Origin of the sequence: Siccibacter colletis (assembly GCF_000696575.1) — a bacterium.
Taxonomy (GTDB): Bacteria; Pseudomonadota; Gammaproteobacteria; order Enterobacterales; family Enterobacteriaceae; genus Siccibacter; species Siccibacter colletis.
In genome coordinates this window covers 59237-76256 of record NZ_JMSQ01000001.1, presented here as the reverse complement: position 1 = coordinate 76256, position 17020 = coordinate 59237, and the positions used below count along the sequence as shown (strand labels likewise).

Here is a 17020-nt window from a genome sequence, read left to right as displayed (position 1 = left end):
GCCTGACGGCAGCACGCGCAAAAGCCTCATCATTCAGTGATGAGGCTTTTTTTATGGGGCAGGGGAGGCAAACGGCGGGCAAAAAAAAAGCGGCCTTCAGAGAAGGCCGCGGGTCGCGTACTGATAATGTCCGCTTAACATTCGTTTAGCGGACGGGCGTACGGTTTACTTCGCGTCATCCGGCAGGGCATAGGCAACAATGTAGTCGCCCATTTTGGTGCCGAACGAACCGTGACCGCCGGCAGCAATCAGCACGTACTGTTTGCCGTTGGCTTCATAGGTCATCGGCGTGGCCTGGCCACCAGCCGGCAGACGCGCTTCCCACAGTTTCTCACCGTTGGTCATGTTGAAGGCGCGCAGATAGTTGTCTGCGGTTGCGCCGATGAACATCACGTTACCTGCGGTAGAGATTGGGCCGCCCAGCATCGGCATACCCATATTGAACGGAACCGGGAACGGCATCGGGAACGGCATGCTGTCGCGCGGCGTACCGATACGTTTTTTCCAGACGATCTCGTGGGTTTTCAGATCCAGCGCGGAGATGTAACCCCATGCAGGCTGCTTACACGGCAGACCAAACGGTGACAGGAACGGGTTCAGCGTCACGCCATACGGCACGCCGTACTGCGGCTGAATGCCCGCTTCGGTGCCAGAGCCTTTCGCATCTTTCGGCTGCTCCATCGGATTACCCGGACCGCGTGGGATCAGTTTTGACACAAACGGCAGCGCCATCGGGTTGGCAATCGCCACCTGACGGTTCGGATCGACGGAGATACCGCCCCATTCGAACATGCCGAGGTTACCCGGGAACACCAGCGTGCCCTGCTCGGACGGCGGGGTGAAGATGCCTTCGTAGCGCAGGCTGTGGAACATCACGCGGCACACCAGCTGGTCGAACATGGTGGCGCCCCACATATCCGCACCGGAGAGATCCTCTTTCGGACGGAAGCTCAGGTCAGAGAACGGCTGGGTCGGGGTGACGTAGTCGCCTTTCGCCGCGCCCTGCGGAACCGGTTTTTCCGGTGCCGGAACCACCAGCTTACCGTCGCGACGGTCGAGGACGAAGATGTTACCGGTTTTGGTCGGCACATAGACGACCGGCACCTGGTTACCGTTTTTGTCGGTAATGTCGGTCAGGGTCGGCTGCGACGGCAGGTCCATATCCCACAGATCGTGGTGGACGGTCTGATAGGCCCAGGCCAGCTTACCGGTGGTCGCATTCAGCGCGATGATGGAACTCGCGTAGCGCTCCTGCTCCGGCGTGCGGTTGCCGCCCCAGATATCCGGCGTGGTCACACCCATCGGCAGATACACCAGGTCCAGCTTCGCGTCATACGCCGCCGGTGCCCAGGAGTTCGGGGAGTTCGGCGTAAAGTGATGCTCATCCGCCGGGATGGCATTCGGGTCTTTCGCACCCGGATCGAAGGCCCACAGCAGTTCGCCAGTGTTCACGTCGAAACCACGGATTACGCCTGACGGCTCGCGGGTAGAGAAGTTATCCGTTACCGCACCGGCAATCACGATGGTTTTATCGGTGATGATCGGCGGGGACGTCGGCTCGTACATGCCCGGCGTGGTAACCGGCATGTTGGTCTGCAGGTTGAGAATGCCTTTGTTGGCGAAGGACTCACACAGCTTGCCGTTGTCGGCGTTGATGGCAAACAGACGGCCATCGTTCACCGGCAGAATAATACGGCGCGGGCAGTTAGCTACCACATCCGGGCTCGCATTCTGCGCCGTCGCTTCGTGGTAAGAGACGCCACGGCAGGTCAGATGCTGGAACGACGGGTCGGCTTTCAGCTGCGGGTCGAAGTGCCACTTCTCTTTCCCGGTCGCGGCATCAAGCGCAAAGACACGCTGGTGTGCGGTACACAGGAACAGGGTGTCGCCGACTTTAATCGGCGTGACTTCGTTGGTGATCTCACCCGGGTCGGTCGGCAGCTTCAGATCGCCGGTGCGGAAGGTCCAGGCTTCTTTCAGCTGGCCGACGTTCTCGGTGTTGATCTGCTTAAGCGGCGAGTAGCGCTGACCTTCCTGGGTGCGGCCATAGGCCGGCCAGTCACCATCAGCAATTGGCGGGGCGCTGCTGACGGCGGCGGTCGCATCGGTACGCAGCGTGCCGTTGATCTCCTGCGGGTCGTTGAAGCCGGCCCAGAACAGAATCACGGCGCTGACGATCAGCGAAACCAGCAGGGCAGGCACGGCGCGGGCAGAAGGCACGCGCAGCTTGCGCCAGACGAACGGCAGCACCAGCCAGACACCGAAGAACACCAGTACGTCACAGCGCGGCGTCAGCGCCCAGAAGTCGAAGCCGACTTCCCAGACGCCCCACAGCATGGTGCCAAGCAGTACGGCAGCGTACAGCCACAGCGCGGCTGCTTTGCCTTTCCACAGCAGCCAGGCCACGCCGAGCATTAAAATACCCGCGATGGGGTAATACCATGAGCCACCAATTGCCACCAGCCAGACACCGCCGATTAGCAAATAGAGCCCACACAGAGCTGCAAACAGCGCACTAATTTTGACGACTAGCGACTGTTTTTCCGGTTTATTTTCCGCCATAAAGACACTCTTTTAACGTTGTTAATTTTTTGATAGCAAGTAATTATAGTTATTAACAAGTGTGATCTTAATCACAAAAAGAGCTTTTTGTGCTAAATCGCCAGATAAAAGGTTTTGCTGATATACTCTCGTGCTCAGGTTTTGAGACCCGCCGCCGTTGCGCTGCAGCTCAGAAAAATACATTTTTATTCAGACGGTTAGCTATATGAAACATACTGTTGATGTGATGATCCCGGAAGCCGAAATCAAAGCGCGCATCGCCGCGTTGGGAAAAGAGATCACGGAGCGTTATCGCGATAGCGGCAGCGATATGGTGCTGGTGGGGCTGCTGCGCGGCTCCTTTATGTTTATGGCCGACCTGTGTCGTGAAGTGCAGGTGCCGCACGAGGTCGATTTCATGACCGCCTCCAGCTACGGCAGCGGTATGTCATCCACCCGCGACGTTAAAATCCTGAAGGATCTCGACGAAGATATCCGCGGCAAGGACGTGCTGATCGTCGAAGACATCATCGACTCCGGCAACACCCTGTCGAAAGTGCGCGAGATCCTCAGCCTGCGTGAGCCGAAATCTCTGGCTATCTGCACGCTGCTCGATAAACCCTCGCGTCGCGAAGTGAACGTGAATGTCGAGTACGTCGGTTTCTCGATCCCGGACGAGTTCGTGGTGGGTTACGGCATTGACTATGCTCAGCGCTATCGTCACCTGCCGTTCATCGGCAAAGTGGTGCCGCTGGCGGAGTAAACGTCAGGCGTAAAAAAAGGGGCCGCGGCCCCTTTTTCTGTTGCTACAGCGTTATTTGTGGCTGGAGTGTGTCTGCTGAATATTGCCGATACCACTGCGATAGCGCTGCTCCAGCGTCTCGCGGTCGGTCGCCGTAACCTGCAGGTCGCGCAGCAGACCGTCGTGAATACCGTAGGCCCAGCCGTGGATGGTCACGTTCTGGCCGCGTTTCCACGCCGACTGCATGATGGTGGAGTGGCCGAGGTTATACACCTGCTCCATCACGTTCAGCTCGCACAGGGTGTCGAGACGTTTTTCCTGCGGGAGTTCGCTCAGCAGTGAGCTATGTTTGAACCAGATGTCGCGAATGTGCAGCAGCCAGTTGTTGATAAGGCCCAGCTCCGGGTTCTCAACCGCTGCCTGTACGCCGCCGCAGCCGTAGTGACCGCAGATGATGATGTGCTCAACTTCCAGCACGTCCACCGCATACTGAACCACCGACAGGCAATTAAGATCCGTATGGATAACAAGGTTTGCCACATTTCGGTGTACAAAGAGTTCACCAGGCTCAAGGCCGGTCAGACGTTCGGCCGGAACGCGGCTGTCGGAGCAACCAATCCACAGAAAGCGTGGTTTTTGTGCCTGAGAGAGACGTTCAAAAAATCCCGGATCTTCTTCCACCAGCAGTTTGGACCAGACCTGATTATTACTGATGAGCGTTTCGATGTCTTTCATGAAGGTGTTAACAACCTGTAACCTGATTAGTGCGTTGCGCTAATATAGGTCAACTCCATTTATTTTTAAACCACACAACAATTGTGCGAACAAGGTAAGCGAACAATCCATGACAATAGCACTGGAACTTGAACAGCTTAAAAAGACCTACACCGGCGGCGTTCAGGCGTTGCGCGGTATTGACCTGCAGGTCGAAGCCGGGGACTTCTATGCCCTGCTGGGGCCAAACGGTGCCGGGAAATCCACCACCATCGGTATTATCAGCTCGCTGGTGAATAAAACCTCTGGCCGGGTGCGGGTGTTTGGGCACGATCTGGAAAAAGACGTGGTCAATGCCAAACGTCAGCTCGGGCTGGTGCCGCAGGAGTTTAACTTCAACCCGTTTGAGACCGTGCAGCAGATCGTCGTCAACCAGGCGGGCTACTACGGCGTGGAGCGTCGTGAAGCAGTTGCGCGCAGCGAAAAATACCTTAAACAGCTCGATCTGTGGGGAAAGCGCAATGAACGTGCGCGAATGTTATCAGGCGGCATGAAGCGTCGTCTGATGATTGCCCGGGCGCTGATGCACGAACCAAAACTGCTGATCCTTGATGAACCGACCGCCGGGGTGGACATCGAACTGCGCCGCTCCATGTGGAGCTTCCTGAAGGATCTGAACGACAAAGGCACCACCATTATCCTCACCACCCACTATCTGGAAGAAGCTGAAATGCTGTGCCGCAACATCGGCATCATTCAGCACGGTGAACTGGTGGAAAACACCTCGATGAAATCACTGCTGGCGAAGCTGAAATCGGAGACCTTCATCCTCGATCTGGCAGCGAAAAGCCCGCTGCCAAAGCTGGAAGGCTATCAGTATCGTCTGGTGGATACCTCTACGCTTGAAGTGGAAGTGATGCGCGAGCAGGGCATTAACAGCGTGTTCAGCCAGCTGAGCGCGCAGGGAGTACAGGTATTGAGTATGCGTAACAAAGCGAACCGCCTCGAAGAGCTGTTCGTCACGCTGGTACATGAGAAAGCAGGAGACCAGGCATGATGCAGCTTTACTGGGTAGCGTTGAAAAGCATCTGGGCGAAAGAGATCAACCGCTTTATGCGTATCTGGATCCAGACCCTGGTGCCGCCGGTGATCACCATGACGCTTTACTTCATCATCTTCGGCAACCTGATTGGCTCGCGCATCGGCGAGATGCACGGCTTCAGCTATATGCAGTTCATCGTGCCGGGCCTGATCATGATGGCGGTGATCACTAACGCCTACGCGAACGTGGCCTCATCATTCTTCAGCGCCAAATTCCAGCGCAACATTGAAGAGCTGCTGGTGGCTCCGGTGCCGACCCATGTAATCATCACCGGCTACGTCGGCGGCGGTGTGGCGCGCGGGCTGTGCGTGGGCATTCTGGTGACGGCGATTTCACTGTTCTTTGTGCCGTTCCACGTCCACTCCTGGCTGTTCGTCGGTCTGACGCTGCTGCTGACCGCGGTGCTGTTCTCGCTGGCCGGTCTGCTGAATGCGGTATTTGCCAAAACCTTCGATGACATCAGCCTGATCCCGACCTTTGTGCTGACGCCGCTAACCTACCTCGGCGGGGTGTTCTATTCGCTGTCGCTGCTGCCGCCGTTCTGGCAGGCGCTGTCGCACCTCAACCCCATCGTTTACATGATCAGCGGCTTCCGCTACGGCTTCCTCGGTATCAACGACGTACCGCTGGTGACCACCGTTGGCGTTCTGGTGGTGTTCATCGTCGCGTTTTATGCGCTGTGCTGGTACCTGATCCAGCGCGGACGCGGCCTGCGCAGCTAATGCTCCCTGACTCCCTCGGCCAGACGTTTGTCCGGCAGAGGGAGTGTTTTCTTCTGTCGTACGCAAATTAACCGTTGGTATTGATGACGGTTTTGTTAAAATGCGCCTCCGGTTCACTTCCCTGATTATCCCGCTATGTTAACGCGCCTCTTTCTCTGCCTGTTGTTGCTGACAACGGGTGTCGCTCACGCCAGCCTGCTCAGTCGGGAAGGGCTTACCGCACAGTATATGCAGACCACCGAAGACGCCGATATCTGGGCCCAGGTGGGCAACCGGGTCATTACCGTCGGGAAAATCGAAGAGGGGCAAATTGTGGCGGTGGTGCCGACGGCGGCGGACTACTACGAGTTTCGCTTCGGTTTTGGCACCGGTTTTATCGATAAAGATCATCTCGGCCCGGTAGCCGGTAAACAGCGCGTGGAAGACCGGCTGGGGGATCTCAACAAACCGCTCAGTAACCAGAACCTGGTGACGCACCAGGATACGCCGGTGTACAACGCGCCGGACAGCGGCAGTGCACCGTTTGGCGTGCTGGCGGATAACCTGCGCTACCCCATCATCGGCAAACAGAAAGATCGTCTGAACCAGACCTGGTATCAGGTGCGCATTGGTAACCGTCTGGCGTACATCAGTAGCCTCGATGCACAGCAGGACAGCGGCCTGCCGGTGCTGACCTATCATCACATTCTGCAGGATGATGAGAACACCCGGTTCCGTCACACCTCAACCACCACCTCGGTTCGCGCCTTCAGCAACCAGATGACCTGGCTGCGCGATATGGGGTACACCACCCTGAGCATGTACCAGCTTGAGGGCTACGTGCGTAACCGCATGAACCTTCCGGCGCGGGCCGTGGTGATCACCTTTGATGACGGGCTGAAGTCGGTGAGCCGCTACGCTTACCCGGTGCTCAAACAGTACGGCTTCACCGCCACGGCGTTTATTATCTCCTCGCGCATCAAAGCGCATCCGCAGAAGTGGGACCCGACGTCGCTGCAGTTTATGAGCATCTCCGAGCTGAAAAGTATTCAGGACGTGTTTGACGTGCAGTCGCACACCCACTTTCTGCATCGCACCGATCGCCCCTGGCATCCGGTGCTGCTGACACGCAGCTATCACAATATCCTGTTTGACTTCGAGCGCTCGCGGCGCGCGCTGTCCCAGTTCAATCCGCACGTGCTCTACCTCTCTTACCCGTTCGGTGGCTATGACGACAAAGCGGTAAAGGCGGCGAACGATGCGGGGTTCCACCTGGCGGTGACTACCGTGAAAGGCAAAGTGAAGCCGGGGGATAACCCGTTCCTGCTGAAACGGCTCTACATTCTGCGCGAGGACTCGCTGGAGACGATGGCGAAGCTTATCAGTAACCAGCCGCAGGGCTAGCAGGCATAAAAAAACCCGGGCAGCATGGCTGTCCGGGTCTGGCAGAGGCGGTGCGGTGAAGCGGTCAGGCGACCTGCACCGGAACTGCTTTGGCGGTACGCTTCATTTCATTATTGGCATCGAAGTAGGCCACTTTCGGCTGCCACTGGCGCGCCTGTTCATCCGGCATGGTGACGTAGCTGGCGATGATCAGGATATCGCCGACGTCTGCGCAGTGCGCCGCGGCACCGTTCACAGAAATGATTTTCGAACCGCGTTCACCGGCAATGGCGTAGGTGGAAAAGCGCTTGCCGTTGGTGACGTTATAGATATCGATGGCTTCGTATTCCAGAATACCTGCCGCCTCAAGGAAATCCTGGTCGATGGCGCAGGAACCTTCGTAATGCAAGTCTGCCTGCGTCACGCTGACGCGGTGGAGCTTGCCTTGCAGCATTGTGCGAATCATAGTCTGAACCTTAGTGACGAAATACAATCCGAGAGGGGCCGCTGCCCGCTCCGCTTCGTTCATCCCTGCTGCGATACCTGATTTGACCATCAGGCTATCGTCCCCCGCATGTCCACAGGCCGGGAGGCAACGGCGCGCTGAACCCGGCGCGCGCCGGGCTCAGCAGTATTGCCTGAAATAATCGGGCTGTCTAGCGGGGTAACTCAACGCTCATATTGTCGATAAGACGCGCCTGGCCCAGCCAGGCGGCCATCAGGATCACCGCGCGTTTGCTCTCCGGCGTCAGCGCGCCGAGGGTAGCGGCATCGCGAATATGGATTTCATCGGTACGAAAGCCCTGCTCGTCCAGCACCAGCGTCGCGGTGGCAATAAGCTCTTCTTCATCGCACACGCCAGCGGCCAGCCGGGCGGCAATGTCATGCATCACTTTATTCAGCCCCGGCGCGATTTTGCGCTGCTCGCTGGTGAGATAACCGTTGCGCGAGCTGAGCGCCAGGCCGTCTTTGGCACGCACGGTCGGTACGCCGACGATCTCAATGTCGTAGCCCATATCCGCCACCATTTTGCGGATCAGCGCCAGCTGCTGGTAATCCTTTTCGCCGAAGCAGGCGAGGTCGGGCTGCACCAGGTTAAACAGTTTGCTGACGATGGTCGACACGCCGCGGAAGTGGCCCGGACGGCTCGCGCCCTCCAGAATGGTGGAGATGCCCGGTACGTCCACAAAGGTCTGCTCGTCGGTGCCTTTCGGGTAGACGTCTTCCGGGGCAGGGGAGAACACCAGATCCACTTTGCGCTTGTTCAGCTTCTCGCAGTCTTCCTGCAGGGTGCGCGGATAGCGCGCCAGGTCATCAGCGCGGTCGAACTGCATCGGGTTGACAAAGATACTCACCACCACCACATCGGCACGGGCTTTCGCTTCTTCCACCAGCGTCATATGCCCGTCGTGCAGGTTGCCCATGGTCGGCACCAGCGCAATACGTTTCCCTTCCAGGCGCATCCGGCGGATGTGCTGGCGCAGCAGGGGTAAGGTTTCGATAATCAGCACAATGATTGCTCCCTGAACCTGAGTTAGTGAAAACTGTGTTCGTCGCCCGGATAGGCACCGGACTCCACTTCTGCCACGTACTGGCGCACGGCCGCGCGCATATCGTCGGCCCCTGAAAGGAAATTCTTAGCGAATTTCGGGATATGTCCACCGGTAATGCCAAACGCGTCGTGCATGACCAGAATCTGGCCATCGGTAACGTTGCCCGCACCGATGCCAATCACCGGAATGCTCAGCGCCTCGGTGATACGCTGCGCCAGCGCGACCGGCACGCACTCCAGCACCATCAGCTGCGCGCCGGCGGCTTCCAGCGCCAGAGCGTCGTCCAGCAGCGTCTGCGCCGCCACGTCATCGCGGCCCTGCACTTTATAGCCGCCAAAAATGTTGACCGACTGCGGGGTCAGGCCGAGATGACCACACACCGGCACCGCGCGCTCGGTCAGCATACGCACGGTATCCACCAGCCAGCGGCCGCCTTCAATCTTGACCATGTTAGCCCCGGCGCGCATCACCGCCGCCGCGTTCTCAAACGCCTGTTCCGGCGTACCGTAGGCCATAAACGGCAGATCCGAGAGCAGCAGGCAGGCTGGCGCACCGCGGCGTACCGCGCGGGTGTGATAGATGATGTCGTCCACGGTCACCGGCAGGGTGGAGTCGTGGCCCTGAACCGTCATTCCCAGCGAATCGCCCACCAGCATGACGTTGATGCCCTCTTCGGCAAAAAGCTTCGCAAAGCTGTAGTCATAGGCGGTGATGGTCGCGAAACGCTGCTTTTGCTCTTTGCGTTTGCGCAGCCAGGAAAGGGTGGTTGGTTTCATAACAGCTCCGAAAGCCAGGGGTTTGGGGCATTCTAATGACCTGCACCCCTCGAAACAATAATTTAAGGCGCTGGCAGCACAGGCTGTTGAAACATAAACCGAACAGGGCGGAAAAGGATAAAACCGGGGGGTAGCTACCAGCGGGCGGGTGCAGGAACGTTAAGGGCGTCGAGCCGGGCCTGCAGCGTGGTGCCGTCGGGGAAACGCAGCGCCGGGGCGATCTCAGACAGCGGCCAGAGCATAAAGCCGCGATTATGCATGTCGTAATGCGGCACCGTCAGGCGCGGCGTCGCGATGGTTTGATTACCAAACAGCATGATGTCGAGATCGAGGGTGCGCGGCCCCCAGCGTTCGGCTTTGCGCTCGCGGCCCTGCTGTAGCTCAATGCGCTGGGTGTGATCCAGCAGCGTTTCGGCATCCAGCTGGGTATTCAGTGCCACGGCGGCATTGAGGTAATCGGGCTGATCCTGCGGGCCGAGCGGCGGGGTGCGGTAGAACGATGAAACCGCAACCACCTCGCTGTCGGGAAGCTGACGCAGCGCGTCGAGCGCTGCGTTAACCTGCGCCAGCGGCGAGGCGAGATTGCTGCCGATGGCGATATAGACGAGGGTCATGCGTTTTCGCGGCGCGGTGCGCGACGACGTGGACGGCGCGGGCGACGGCGGGCAGCCGGCTCGTCATCCAGATCGTTCAGCATATCTTTCTGATGCGGCGGCGCGGCCACCTGGAATTCGCCCCACCACTGGGTAAGACGCTGCAGCTCGCCGTTGTTTTCGGCTTCGGCACGCAGGGCCATCAGATCGTAGGCAGCGCGGAACTTCGGATGCTCCATCAGCTTCCAGGCGCGTTTACCCTGACGACGCGACATGCGCAGCTGCAATACCCAGATATCGCGGATAAGCGTGGTAATGCGTTTCGGGATCGCCAGCGAGCGGCAGGCTTCGTCCAGCACATCGTTCATCGCCAGCGCGAACGCATCCTGCCAGGCCAGACCGCCTTCCTGCGCGATACGCTGCGCGGTTTCCATCTGCGGATACCAGAACATCGCCGCAAACAGGAATGCCGGGTTAACGCGCATGTCATTGTGAATGCGGTTGTCGGTATTCTTCAGCACCTGAACGATGATACGTTCCATCGGGCTGTCGCCCTGCTCGGTAAAGTTGCGGGTGATGAGTGGGAACAGCGGCTGGAAGAGATGGCATTCGCGCAGCAGCAGATACGTTTTATAACCGTAACCGGCCTGCAGCAGCTTCAGCGACTCTTCAAACAGACGGGCCGGCGGCACGTCGTTGATAAGGGTTGCCAGACGCGGGATCGGCTCGGCGGTTTCCGGGCTGATGCGCATATCGAGCTTGGCAGCAAAGCGCACGGCGCGCAGCATGCGTACCGGATCTTCACGGTAGCGGGTTTCCGGATCGCCGATCAGGCGGATCACGCCCTGCTCAAGATCGTTCATCGCCCCGACGTAATCGCGCACCGTAAAGTCGGCTACGCTGTAGTAGAGGCTGTTGATGGTGAAATCGCGGCGCTGCGCATCTTCTTCGATGGAACCGAAGATGTTATCGCGCAGCAGCATGCCGTTCTGGCCGCGCTGGGAAGTGTTGCGATCGTTGGCGGTCTCTTCGTGATGACCGCGGAAGGTCGCCACTTCGATGATCTCCGGACCGAACATCACGTGAGCCAGACGGAAGCGACGCCCCACCAGACGACAGTTGCGGAACAGCTTACGCACCTGATCCGGCGTGGCGTTGGTGGTGATATCGAAATCTTTCGGTTTTTTGCCAAGCAGCAGGTCGCGGACGCCGCCGCCTACGAGATAGGCCTCATAGCCCGCCTTATTAAGGCGGTAGAGCACCTTGAGGGCATTTTCACTGATATCTTTGCGAGAGATGGCGTGTTGTTCGCGCGGGACGATAGTAATTTGTGGCCGGGCTTGCGGCTCGTCAACCACGGCTTCCTCGCGGGTTAGCACCTTACGGCAAAAATTAGCGACTCGGGTAAAAATAGTACACCTCGGTAGTGTCAGACTCTCGGGACAAAAAACAGCGGCTAATCATAGCTCACAGCGGCGCGTTTGAGAATGCCGGATTCACCGGCGCTTCATCAGGAATAGTTTCAGGACGCCAGTGCGCTACCGCGCGGGCCAGCAGATCCTCCAGCGAGAGATCCTGCCACTCCTTAGTTACCCTCTGGTTTAAAAAATGTAAAGCATTGATTATTATCGGCCGCGGGTCGCCAGTCGGCAGGCCCGGGGCATGATTTTGTTTGGAAAGCTTATTGCCGTCGGCGGTGAGCGCCAGCGGCAGATGAACGTAGCGCGGCACCGGCCAGCCAAACTGCTGGTAAAGCGCGATCTGGCGCACCGTGGGGTCTATCAGGTCCGCACCGCGCACGATCTCCGTTACGCCCTGAAAATGGTCGTCCACTACCACTGCCAGGTTATAGGCAAACAGCCCGTCGCGGCGGTGGATGATGAAGTCTTCGCGCGCCAGCGCCTCATTGACGTGGATCTCGCCGCGCAATTCGTCCTGAAAACTCAGCACCGGCTGCTGCTGCACCAGGCGCACGGCGGCGTTGTCCGGGCCGTGGCCGAGGGTGCGGCAGTGGCCGTCGTAGTAGCCGCCGAGCTGCTGGATACGGCTGCGGGAACAGGTGCAGTAGTAGCTCTTACCGTGACTACGCAGCCAGGCCAGCGCCTCGCGATAAGCATCGTGGCGTTGCGACTGCCACAGCACCTCGCCATCCCAGTGCAGGCCATAATGTTCCAGCTGGCGCAGAATCGTCGCTGCGGCACCGGGAACTTCACGGGGGGGATCGATATCTTCAATGCGCACCAGCCAGGTACCGCGCTGCGCGCGCGCCTGCAGATAGCTGCCGAGGGCGGCAATCAGCGAGCCGAAATGGAGTTCACCGGACGGCGAGGGGGCAAAGCGCCCTGTATAGGGTTGGGAAGCGGTCATGGTGGTCTTTAAAAAAACAAGGCGGGAGAAGCTCCCGCCGTGTGGTTACCTGCGCGTGCTGAATCAGCCCGCCATCTGTTTTTCGCGGATTTCCGCCAGCGTTTTGCAATCGATGCAAAGATCGGCAGTCGGACGCGCTTCGAGACGGCGAATACCGATTTCGACGCCGCAGGATTCGCAGAAGCCAAAGTCTTCGTCTTCCACTTTCTTGAGCGTTTTCTCGATCTTTTTGATCAGCTTACGCTCGCGGTCGCGGTTACGCAGTTCGAGGCTGAATTCCTCTTCCTGAGCAGCACGGTCCACCGGATCGGGGAAGTTTGCCGCTTCATCCTGCATGTGTGTGACGGTGCGGTCTACTTCATCCCTGAGCTGATTACGCCATGCTTCAAGAATACGCTTGAAGTGCGAGAGCTGGGCTTCATTCATATACTCTTCGCCCGGTTTCTCCTGATATGGCTCCACCCCAGCGATGGCCAGAATACTCAGGGACGATGTTTTACGGTTTTGCCCTTCTTGCATGTTGATTCTCCTTAACACGCACTATCGATCCCCATGTCGGGGGAAAAATCAGGCCGCTATAAATAGCAGAAGCTTTTCAGGATAGCAATTAACTAAACGTTACGCTTGACAACCCTGTGAGGAAAAGCTTATTCGCGCAAGCGGTCGAATAAAAAAACACCATTGCCAAAACTGTGGATCACAGATGGACAGGTAGTGGCATCGTCAGACTCATGTTATCGGCAGAAACTGTAGCTTTATAAGCAATAATTTCCACCCCCTTTTGCTGTGCATCGTGCAGTAGCTGCGCGTAGATCGGATCGATGTGGCGGGCGGGTGCGACGTGGGCGATGGCGGTGTGTAATACCGCGAAAAGCAGTACGGCGCGATCTCCCTGGGCAACCACGCTCATCAGCTCCCGCAGATGCTTCTGACCACGCGCAGTCACCGCGTCCGGAAAGTAACCGTTTCCCTGTTCTGAGAGCGTTACCGATTTAACTTCAATATAGCAGTTAACCCGGTTCTCCGCCTGGAGCATAAAGTCAATGCGGCTGCGCTCTGCGCCGTATTTTACTTCGCGCAACACGCGCTCGTAGCCCTGTAATTCCGGCAGGCGTTGCGCCTCCAGCGCCTCACGCGCCAGGGTATTGGCACGCAGGGTATTGACGCAAATAACGTCCCCGGCGCGCGTCTGGGTCAGCTCCCAGGTATGCGGGTATTTGCGGGTCGCCACGCTGGAGGTGGAGTACCAGACGGTATCTCCCGGCGTGGCGCAGCCGGTCATGGCGCCGGTATTGGGGCAGTGCAGCGTCAGCTCCACGCCTTCAGGCGTCACTACATCGGCAAGAAAACGTTTATAGCGTTTGATCAGCGTGGCGGGAGCGAGCGGGGGCGTGAACTCCATTACAATTCCTTTTTAAGTGCGAAACGCTGTAGCGGCTGGTAGCGGGTGCGGCCCTGTTCAACGCGGGATGCGTACAGCACAAACTCTGTGATGCGGCACTCCCAGCTAAAGCCCGGCGCGGGCAGACGCAGCGTGCTGTCGGTCTGGCGCAGCAGGGTGATGTGCGGATGAAACGGCTGCGGGCTTTGCCAGCAACCGCTGCGGGCCGCCTGGGCGCGCAGCAGGGCAGCAAGCTGCAACAGCCCGCGCGGCGGCTGGCGTGAACCCAGAAACGCCACCCGCGAGCGTGGCCACTGCCCGGCATCGTCAAGGCGCAGGGTAAAGCCCGGCTGGCTGATGCGTCCGGCCAGATCCGTCAGCGCCTGCTGTTTCTCCGCGCTCACCTCGCCGAGGAACGCCAGCGTCATATGCAGATTCGCGGCGGCAACAGGCTTTCCCGCCTCGGGTGAGAAGTGCGTCGCCCGCCAGCGAACGATCTCCTGCTGCAGCGCCTTCGGCAGCTCCAGCGCAAAAAAGAGTCGGTTAAGGTGTGCCATGCGGTTACTCGGTAAAGGTTTGCCGGGATGCTACAATGCCCGCCTTTCAATGTTAACCCTCTGGAGCTATTTGTGTCGTCATTGCCGGTTGCCGCCATCCTCCCCGAACTGCTTGCTGCGCTGAAATCCTCGCCGCAGGTGCTGCTGAACGCGCCGACCGGAGCGGGGAAATCAACCTGGCTGCCGCTGCAGATCCTGCGCGATGGCAATATTGACGGGCGCATCCTGCTGCTGGAGCCGCGGCGGCTGGCAGCACGCAACGTGGCGCAGCGGCTGGCGGAGCTGCTGGGTGAAAAACCGGGTGAGACCGTGGGCTACCGTATGCGCGGCCAGACCTGCATCGGACCAGCCACCCGGCTGGAAGTGGTCACCGAGGGGATCATGACGCGCATGATCCAGCAGGATCCGGAGCTGACCGGTGTGGGTCTGGTGATCCTCGACGAATTTCACGAGCGCAGCCTGCAGGCGGACCTCGCCCTGGCGCTGCTGCTCGACGTGCAGCAGGGGCTGCGTGACGACCTGGCGCTGCTGATTATGTCGGCGACGCTGGATAATGAGCGCCTGCAGCGCCTGCTGCCCGGGGCACCGGTTATCGTCTCGGAAGGCCGTTCGTTTCCGGTGGCGCGCCGTTACGCCGCGCTGCCCGCTCATCAGCGTTTCGATGAGGCCGTCGCCATTGCGACCGCCGCGTTGCTGCGCGAGGAGTCCGGTTCGCTGCTGCTGTTTCTGCCAGGCGTCGGCGAGATCCAGCGCGTGCAGGAGCAGCTTAAAGAGCGGGTGACGGAAGATGTGCTGCTGTGCCCACTCTACGGCGCGCTGCCGCTTAACGAGCAGCGCAACGCCATTCTTCCCGCGCCCGAAGGCTATCGCAAAGTGGTGCTGGCGACCAACATCGCCGAAACCAGCCTTACCATCGAAGGTATTCGTCTGGTGGTGGACAGCGCCCAGGAGCGCGTCGCGCGCTTCGACCCGCGCACCGGCCTGACGCGGCTTGTCACCCAGCGCATCAGCCAGGCCTCCATGACCCAGCGTGCAGGCCGCGCCGGACGCCTTTCCCCCGGTCTTTGTCTGCACCTTATCGGCAAAGAGCAGGCCGAGCGCGCCGCCGCGCAGAGCGACGCGGAAATCATGCACTCCGATCTCTCCGGACTGCTGCTCGACGTGCTGCAGTGGGGATGCCAGCCCGACGCGCTGACCTGGCTTGACGCCCCGCCGGAGGCTAATCTGCGGGCGGCGCAAGCGCTGTTAACCCGGCTCGGCGCGCTGGAGGACGGACGGCTGACCGCGCTCGGCCAGCAGATCGCGCAGCCGGGGAACGATCCGCGCCTCGCGGCAATGCTGGTGGCGGCGAAAACCGCCGATGAGCAGGCCACGGCGGCGCGGCTGGTTGCGATGCTGGAGGAGCCGCCGCGTGGCGCAGGCAGCGATCTCGCCAGTGCCTTTACCCGTGCGCATCCCGCCTGGCAGCAGCGCAGCCAGCAGCTGCTTAACCGTATACAAAGCAAAGGCGGCACGCCGGATATCCGGCTGGCTCCGGCGCTGCTGGCGCAGGCGTTCAGCGATCGCATCGCCCGGCGGCGCGGCAGCGGCGGGCGCTATCAGCTGGCTAACGGCATGGGGGCGATGCTGGATGACGACGACGCCCTGAGCCGCCACGAGTGGCTGATCGTCCCGCTGCTGTTGCAGGGCAGCACCAGCCCGGACGCGCGCATTTTGCAGGGGCTGGCGCTGGATATCGATGATCTGCTGGCCCGCTGCCCGCAGCTGGCGCGCCAGCGCGAGGTGGTGGAGTGGGATGACGCCCAGGGCACCCTGAAAGCGCTGCGCCGCACCCAGCTTGGCGAGCTGGTCATCAGCGTCAGGCCGCTGGCGAAGCCTTCTGAAGAGGAGCTGCACCGCGCCATGCTGAACGGCATTCGCGAAAAAGGCCTTGATGCGCTTAACTGGAGTCCTGCCGCAGAGCAGCTACGCTTACGTCTCGCCTGTGCCGCGCGCTGGTTGCCGGAGTATGCCTGGCCAGCGGTGGATGAGGCGTCGTTGCTGGACTCGCTGGAGCGGTGGCTGCTGCCGGAGATGAACGGCGTACACTCCCTGCGCGCGTTACGCACTATCGATCTGGCGCGGGCGCTGCTGCACCTGCTCGACTGGCCATTACGTCAACGGCTGGATAGTGCGCTGCCAACTCATTACACTGTGCCGACCGGAAGCCGGATAGCGATCCGCTACCATGAGGAGAACCCGCCCGCGCTGGCGGTGCGGATGCAGGAGATGTTTGGCGAAGCCGCTACCCCGACGATTGCCGACGGGCGCGTCCCGCTGGTGCTGGAGCTGCTTTCCCCCGCCCAGCGGCCGCTGCAAATCACCCGCGACCTGAGTGCTTTCTGGAACGGGGCGTACCGCGAGGTACAGAAAGAGATGAAAGGGCGCTATCCGAAACACGTCTGGCCGGACGATCCGGCTACGGCGGCGCCGACGACGCGTACGCGAAAATACAGCAATCCCTCATCATAATGAGACGAGCCACCGCTGCGGTGACTTTGAGAGATTTCTACTTTCCCCTCTGCGGGCGAGAGATAAAAATCGGGCCTTTGCGCCTGAACTTTGTTGGAG

Annotated in this window: 16 protein-coding genes; 5 read left to right on the top strand and 11 right to left on the bottom strand. The window is 59.7% G+C overall.

Annotation, left to right across the window (positions count from 1 at the left end):
• Positions 1 to 165: 165 nt before the first annotated feature.
• Entirely contained in the window at positions 166 to 2562 is a 2397-nt protein-coding gene (locus ET34_RS0100345; protein WP_031518509.1) for a glucose/quinate/shikimate family membrane-bound PQQ-dependent dehydrogenase, read from the bottom strand.
• Positions 2563 to 2767: 205 nt separating this feature from the next.
• Here ET34_RS0100345 and hpt point away from each other — a divergent pair, with 205 nt between their 5' ends.
• Complete coding sequence (gene hpt / locus ET34_RS0100340) at positions 2768 to 3304, top strand: hypoxanthine phosphoribosyltransferase (RefSeq protein WP_031518508.1); 537 nt, start codon at positions 2768 to 2770, stop codon at positions 3302 to 3304.
• 51 nt (positions 3305 to 3355) lie between these two features.
• Here hpt and can read toward each other — a convergent pair whose 3' ends face one another.
• On the bottom strand, positions 3356 to 4018 hold the full coding sequence (gene can, locus ET34_RS0100335) for a carbonate dehydratase (RefSeq protein ID WP_031518507.1): 663 nt from the start codon (positions 4016 to 4018) through the stop codon (positions 3356 to 3358).
• Between the two features lie 109 nt (positions 4019 to 4127).
• Between can and ET34_RS0100330 the strand changes: the two genes are divergently transcribed.
• From ET34_RS0100330 to ET34_RS0100320, 3 genes are all read left to right on the top strand, one after another.
• A complete protein-coding gene (locus ET34_RS0100330; RefSeq protein ID WP_031518506.1) occupies positions 4128 to 5054 on the top strand; it encodes an ABC transporter ATP-binding protein in 927 nt (308 codons plus the stop codon).
• A complete protein-coding gene (locus ET34_RS0100325; protein ID WP_031518505.1) occupies positions 5051 to 5821 on the top strand; it encodes an ABC transporter permease in 771 nt (256 codons plus the stop codon). Before ET34_RS0100330 ends, ET34_RS0100325 begins: the two co-directional genes overlap by 4 nt.
• A gap of 135 nt (positions 5822 to 5956) precedes the next feature.
• Positions 5957 to 7204, top strand: a complete 1248-nt coding sequence (locus ET34_RS0100320; protein WP_031518504.1) for a polysaccharide deacetylase family protein — start codon at positions 5957 to 5959, stop codon at positions 7202 to 7204.
• A gap of 64 nt (positions 7205 to 7268) precedes the next feature.
• Here the strand turns inward: ET34_RS0100320 and panD are convergent, their stop codons facing one another.
• The 9 genes from panD to thpR all read right to left on the bottom strand — a co-directional run bounded on the left by panD (position 7269) and on the right by thpR (position 14410).
• The gene (gene panD / locus ET34_RS0100315; protein ID WP_024548504.1) at positions 7269 to 7649 is read right to left on the bottom strand and encodes an aspartate 1-decarboxylase; all 381 of its coding nucleotides are present in this window, start codon (positions 7647 to 7649) and stop codon (positions 7269 to 7271) included.
• Between the two features lie 190 nt (positions 7650 to 7839).
• A complete protein-coding gene (gene panC / locus ET34_RS0100310) occupies positions 7840 to 8694 on the bottom strand; it encodes a pantoate--beta-alanine ligase (protein WP_031518502.1) in 855 nt (284 codons plus the stop codon).
• Positions 8695 to 8717: 23 nt separating this feature from the next.
• Positions 8718 to 9512: a 3-methyl-2-oxobutanoate hydroxymethyltransferase gene (panB, locus tag ET34_RS0100305; RefSeq protein ID WP_031518500.1), complete on the bottom strand. Its 795-nt coding sequence runs from the start codon at positions 9510 to 9512 to the stop codon at positions 8718 to 8720.
• Between the two features lie 134 nt (positions 9513 to 9646).
• On the bottom strand, positions 9647 to 10126 hold the full coding sequence (folK, locus tag ET34_RS0100300) for a 2-amino-4-hydroxy-6-hydroxymethyldihydropteridine diphosphokinase (protein WP_031518498.1): 480 nt from the start codon (positions 10124 to 10126) through the stop codon (positions 9647 to 9649).
• The gene (gene pcnB, locus ET34_RS0100295) at positions 10123 to 11517 is read right to left on the bottom strand and encodes a polynucleotide adenylyltransferase PcnB (protein WP_236633804.1); all 1395 of its coding nucleotides are present in this window, start codon (positions 11515 to 11517) and stop codon (positions 10123 to 10125) included. The genes folK and pcnB overlap by 4 nt, the downstream gene beginning before the upstream one ends.
• A gap of 55 nt (positions 11518 to 11572) precedes the next feature.
• On the bottom strand, positions 11573 to 12472 hold the full coding sequence (gluQRS, locus tag ET34_RS0100290) for a tRNA glutamyl-Q(34) synthetase GluQRS (RefSeq protein ID WP_031518495.1): 900 nt from the start codon (positions 12470 to 12472) through the stop codon (positions 11573 to 11575).
• Positions 12473 to 12535: 63 nt separating this feature from the next.
• Positions 12536 to 12991 carry an RNA polymerase-binding protein DksA gene (gene dksA / locus ET34_RS0100285; RefSeq protein WP_012016093.1) on the bottom strand — a complete coding sequence of 152 codons (456 nt, stop codon included), beginning with the start codon at positions 12989 to 12991 and terminating at the stop codon, positions 12536 to 12538.
• Between the two features lie 178 nt (positions 12992 to 13169).
• The gene (gene sfsA / locus ET34_RS0100280) at positions 13170 to 13874 is read right to left on the bottom strand and encodes a DNA/RNA nuclease SfsA (RefSeq protein ID WP_031518492.1); all 705 of its coding nucleotides are present in this window, start codon (positions 13872 to 13874) and stop codon (positions 13170 to 13172) included.
• On the bottom strand, positions 13874 to 14410 hold the full coding sequence (gene thpR / locus ET34_RS0100275; protein WP_031518490.1) for an RNA 2',3'-cyclic phosphodiesterase: 537 nt from the start codon (positions 14408 to 14410) through the stop codon (positions 13874 to 13876). The genes sfsA and thpR overlap by 1 nt, the downstream gene beginning before the upstream one ends.
• A gap of 72 nt (positions 14411 to 14482) precedes the next feature.
• Here thpR and hrpB point away from each other — a divergent pair, with 72 nt between their 5' ends.
• Positions 14483 to 16921, top strand: coding sequence for an ATP-dependent helicase HrpB (hrpB, locus tag ET34_RS0100270; RefSeq protein WP_031518488.1), 2439 nt, complete (start codon positions 14483 to 14485; stop codon positions 16919 to 16921).
• Positions 16922 to 17020: the final 99 nt, after the last annotated feature.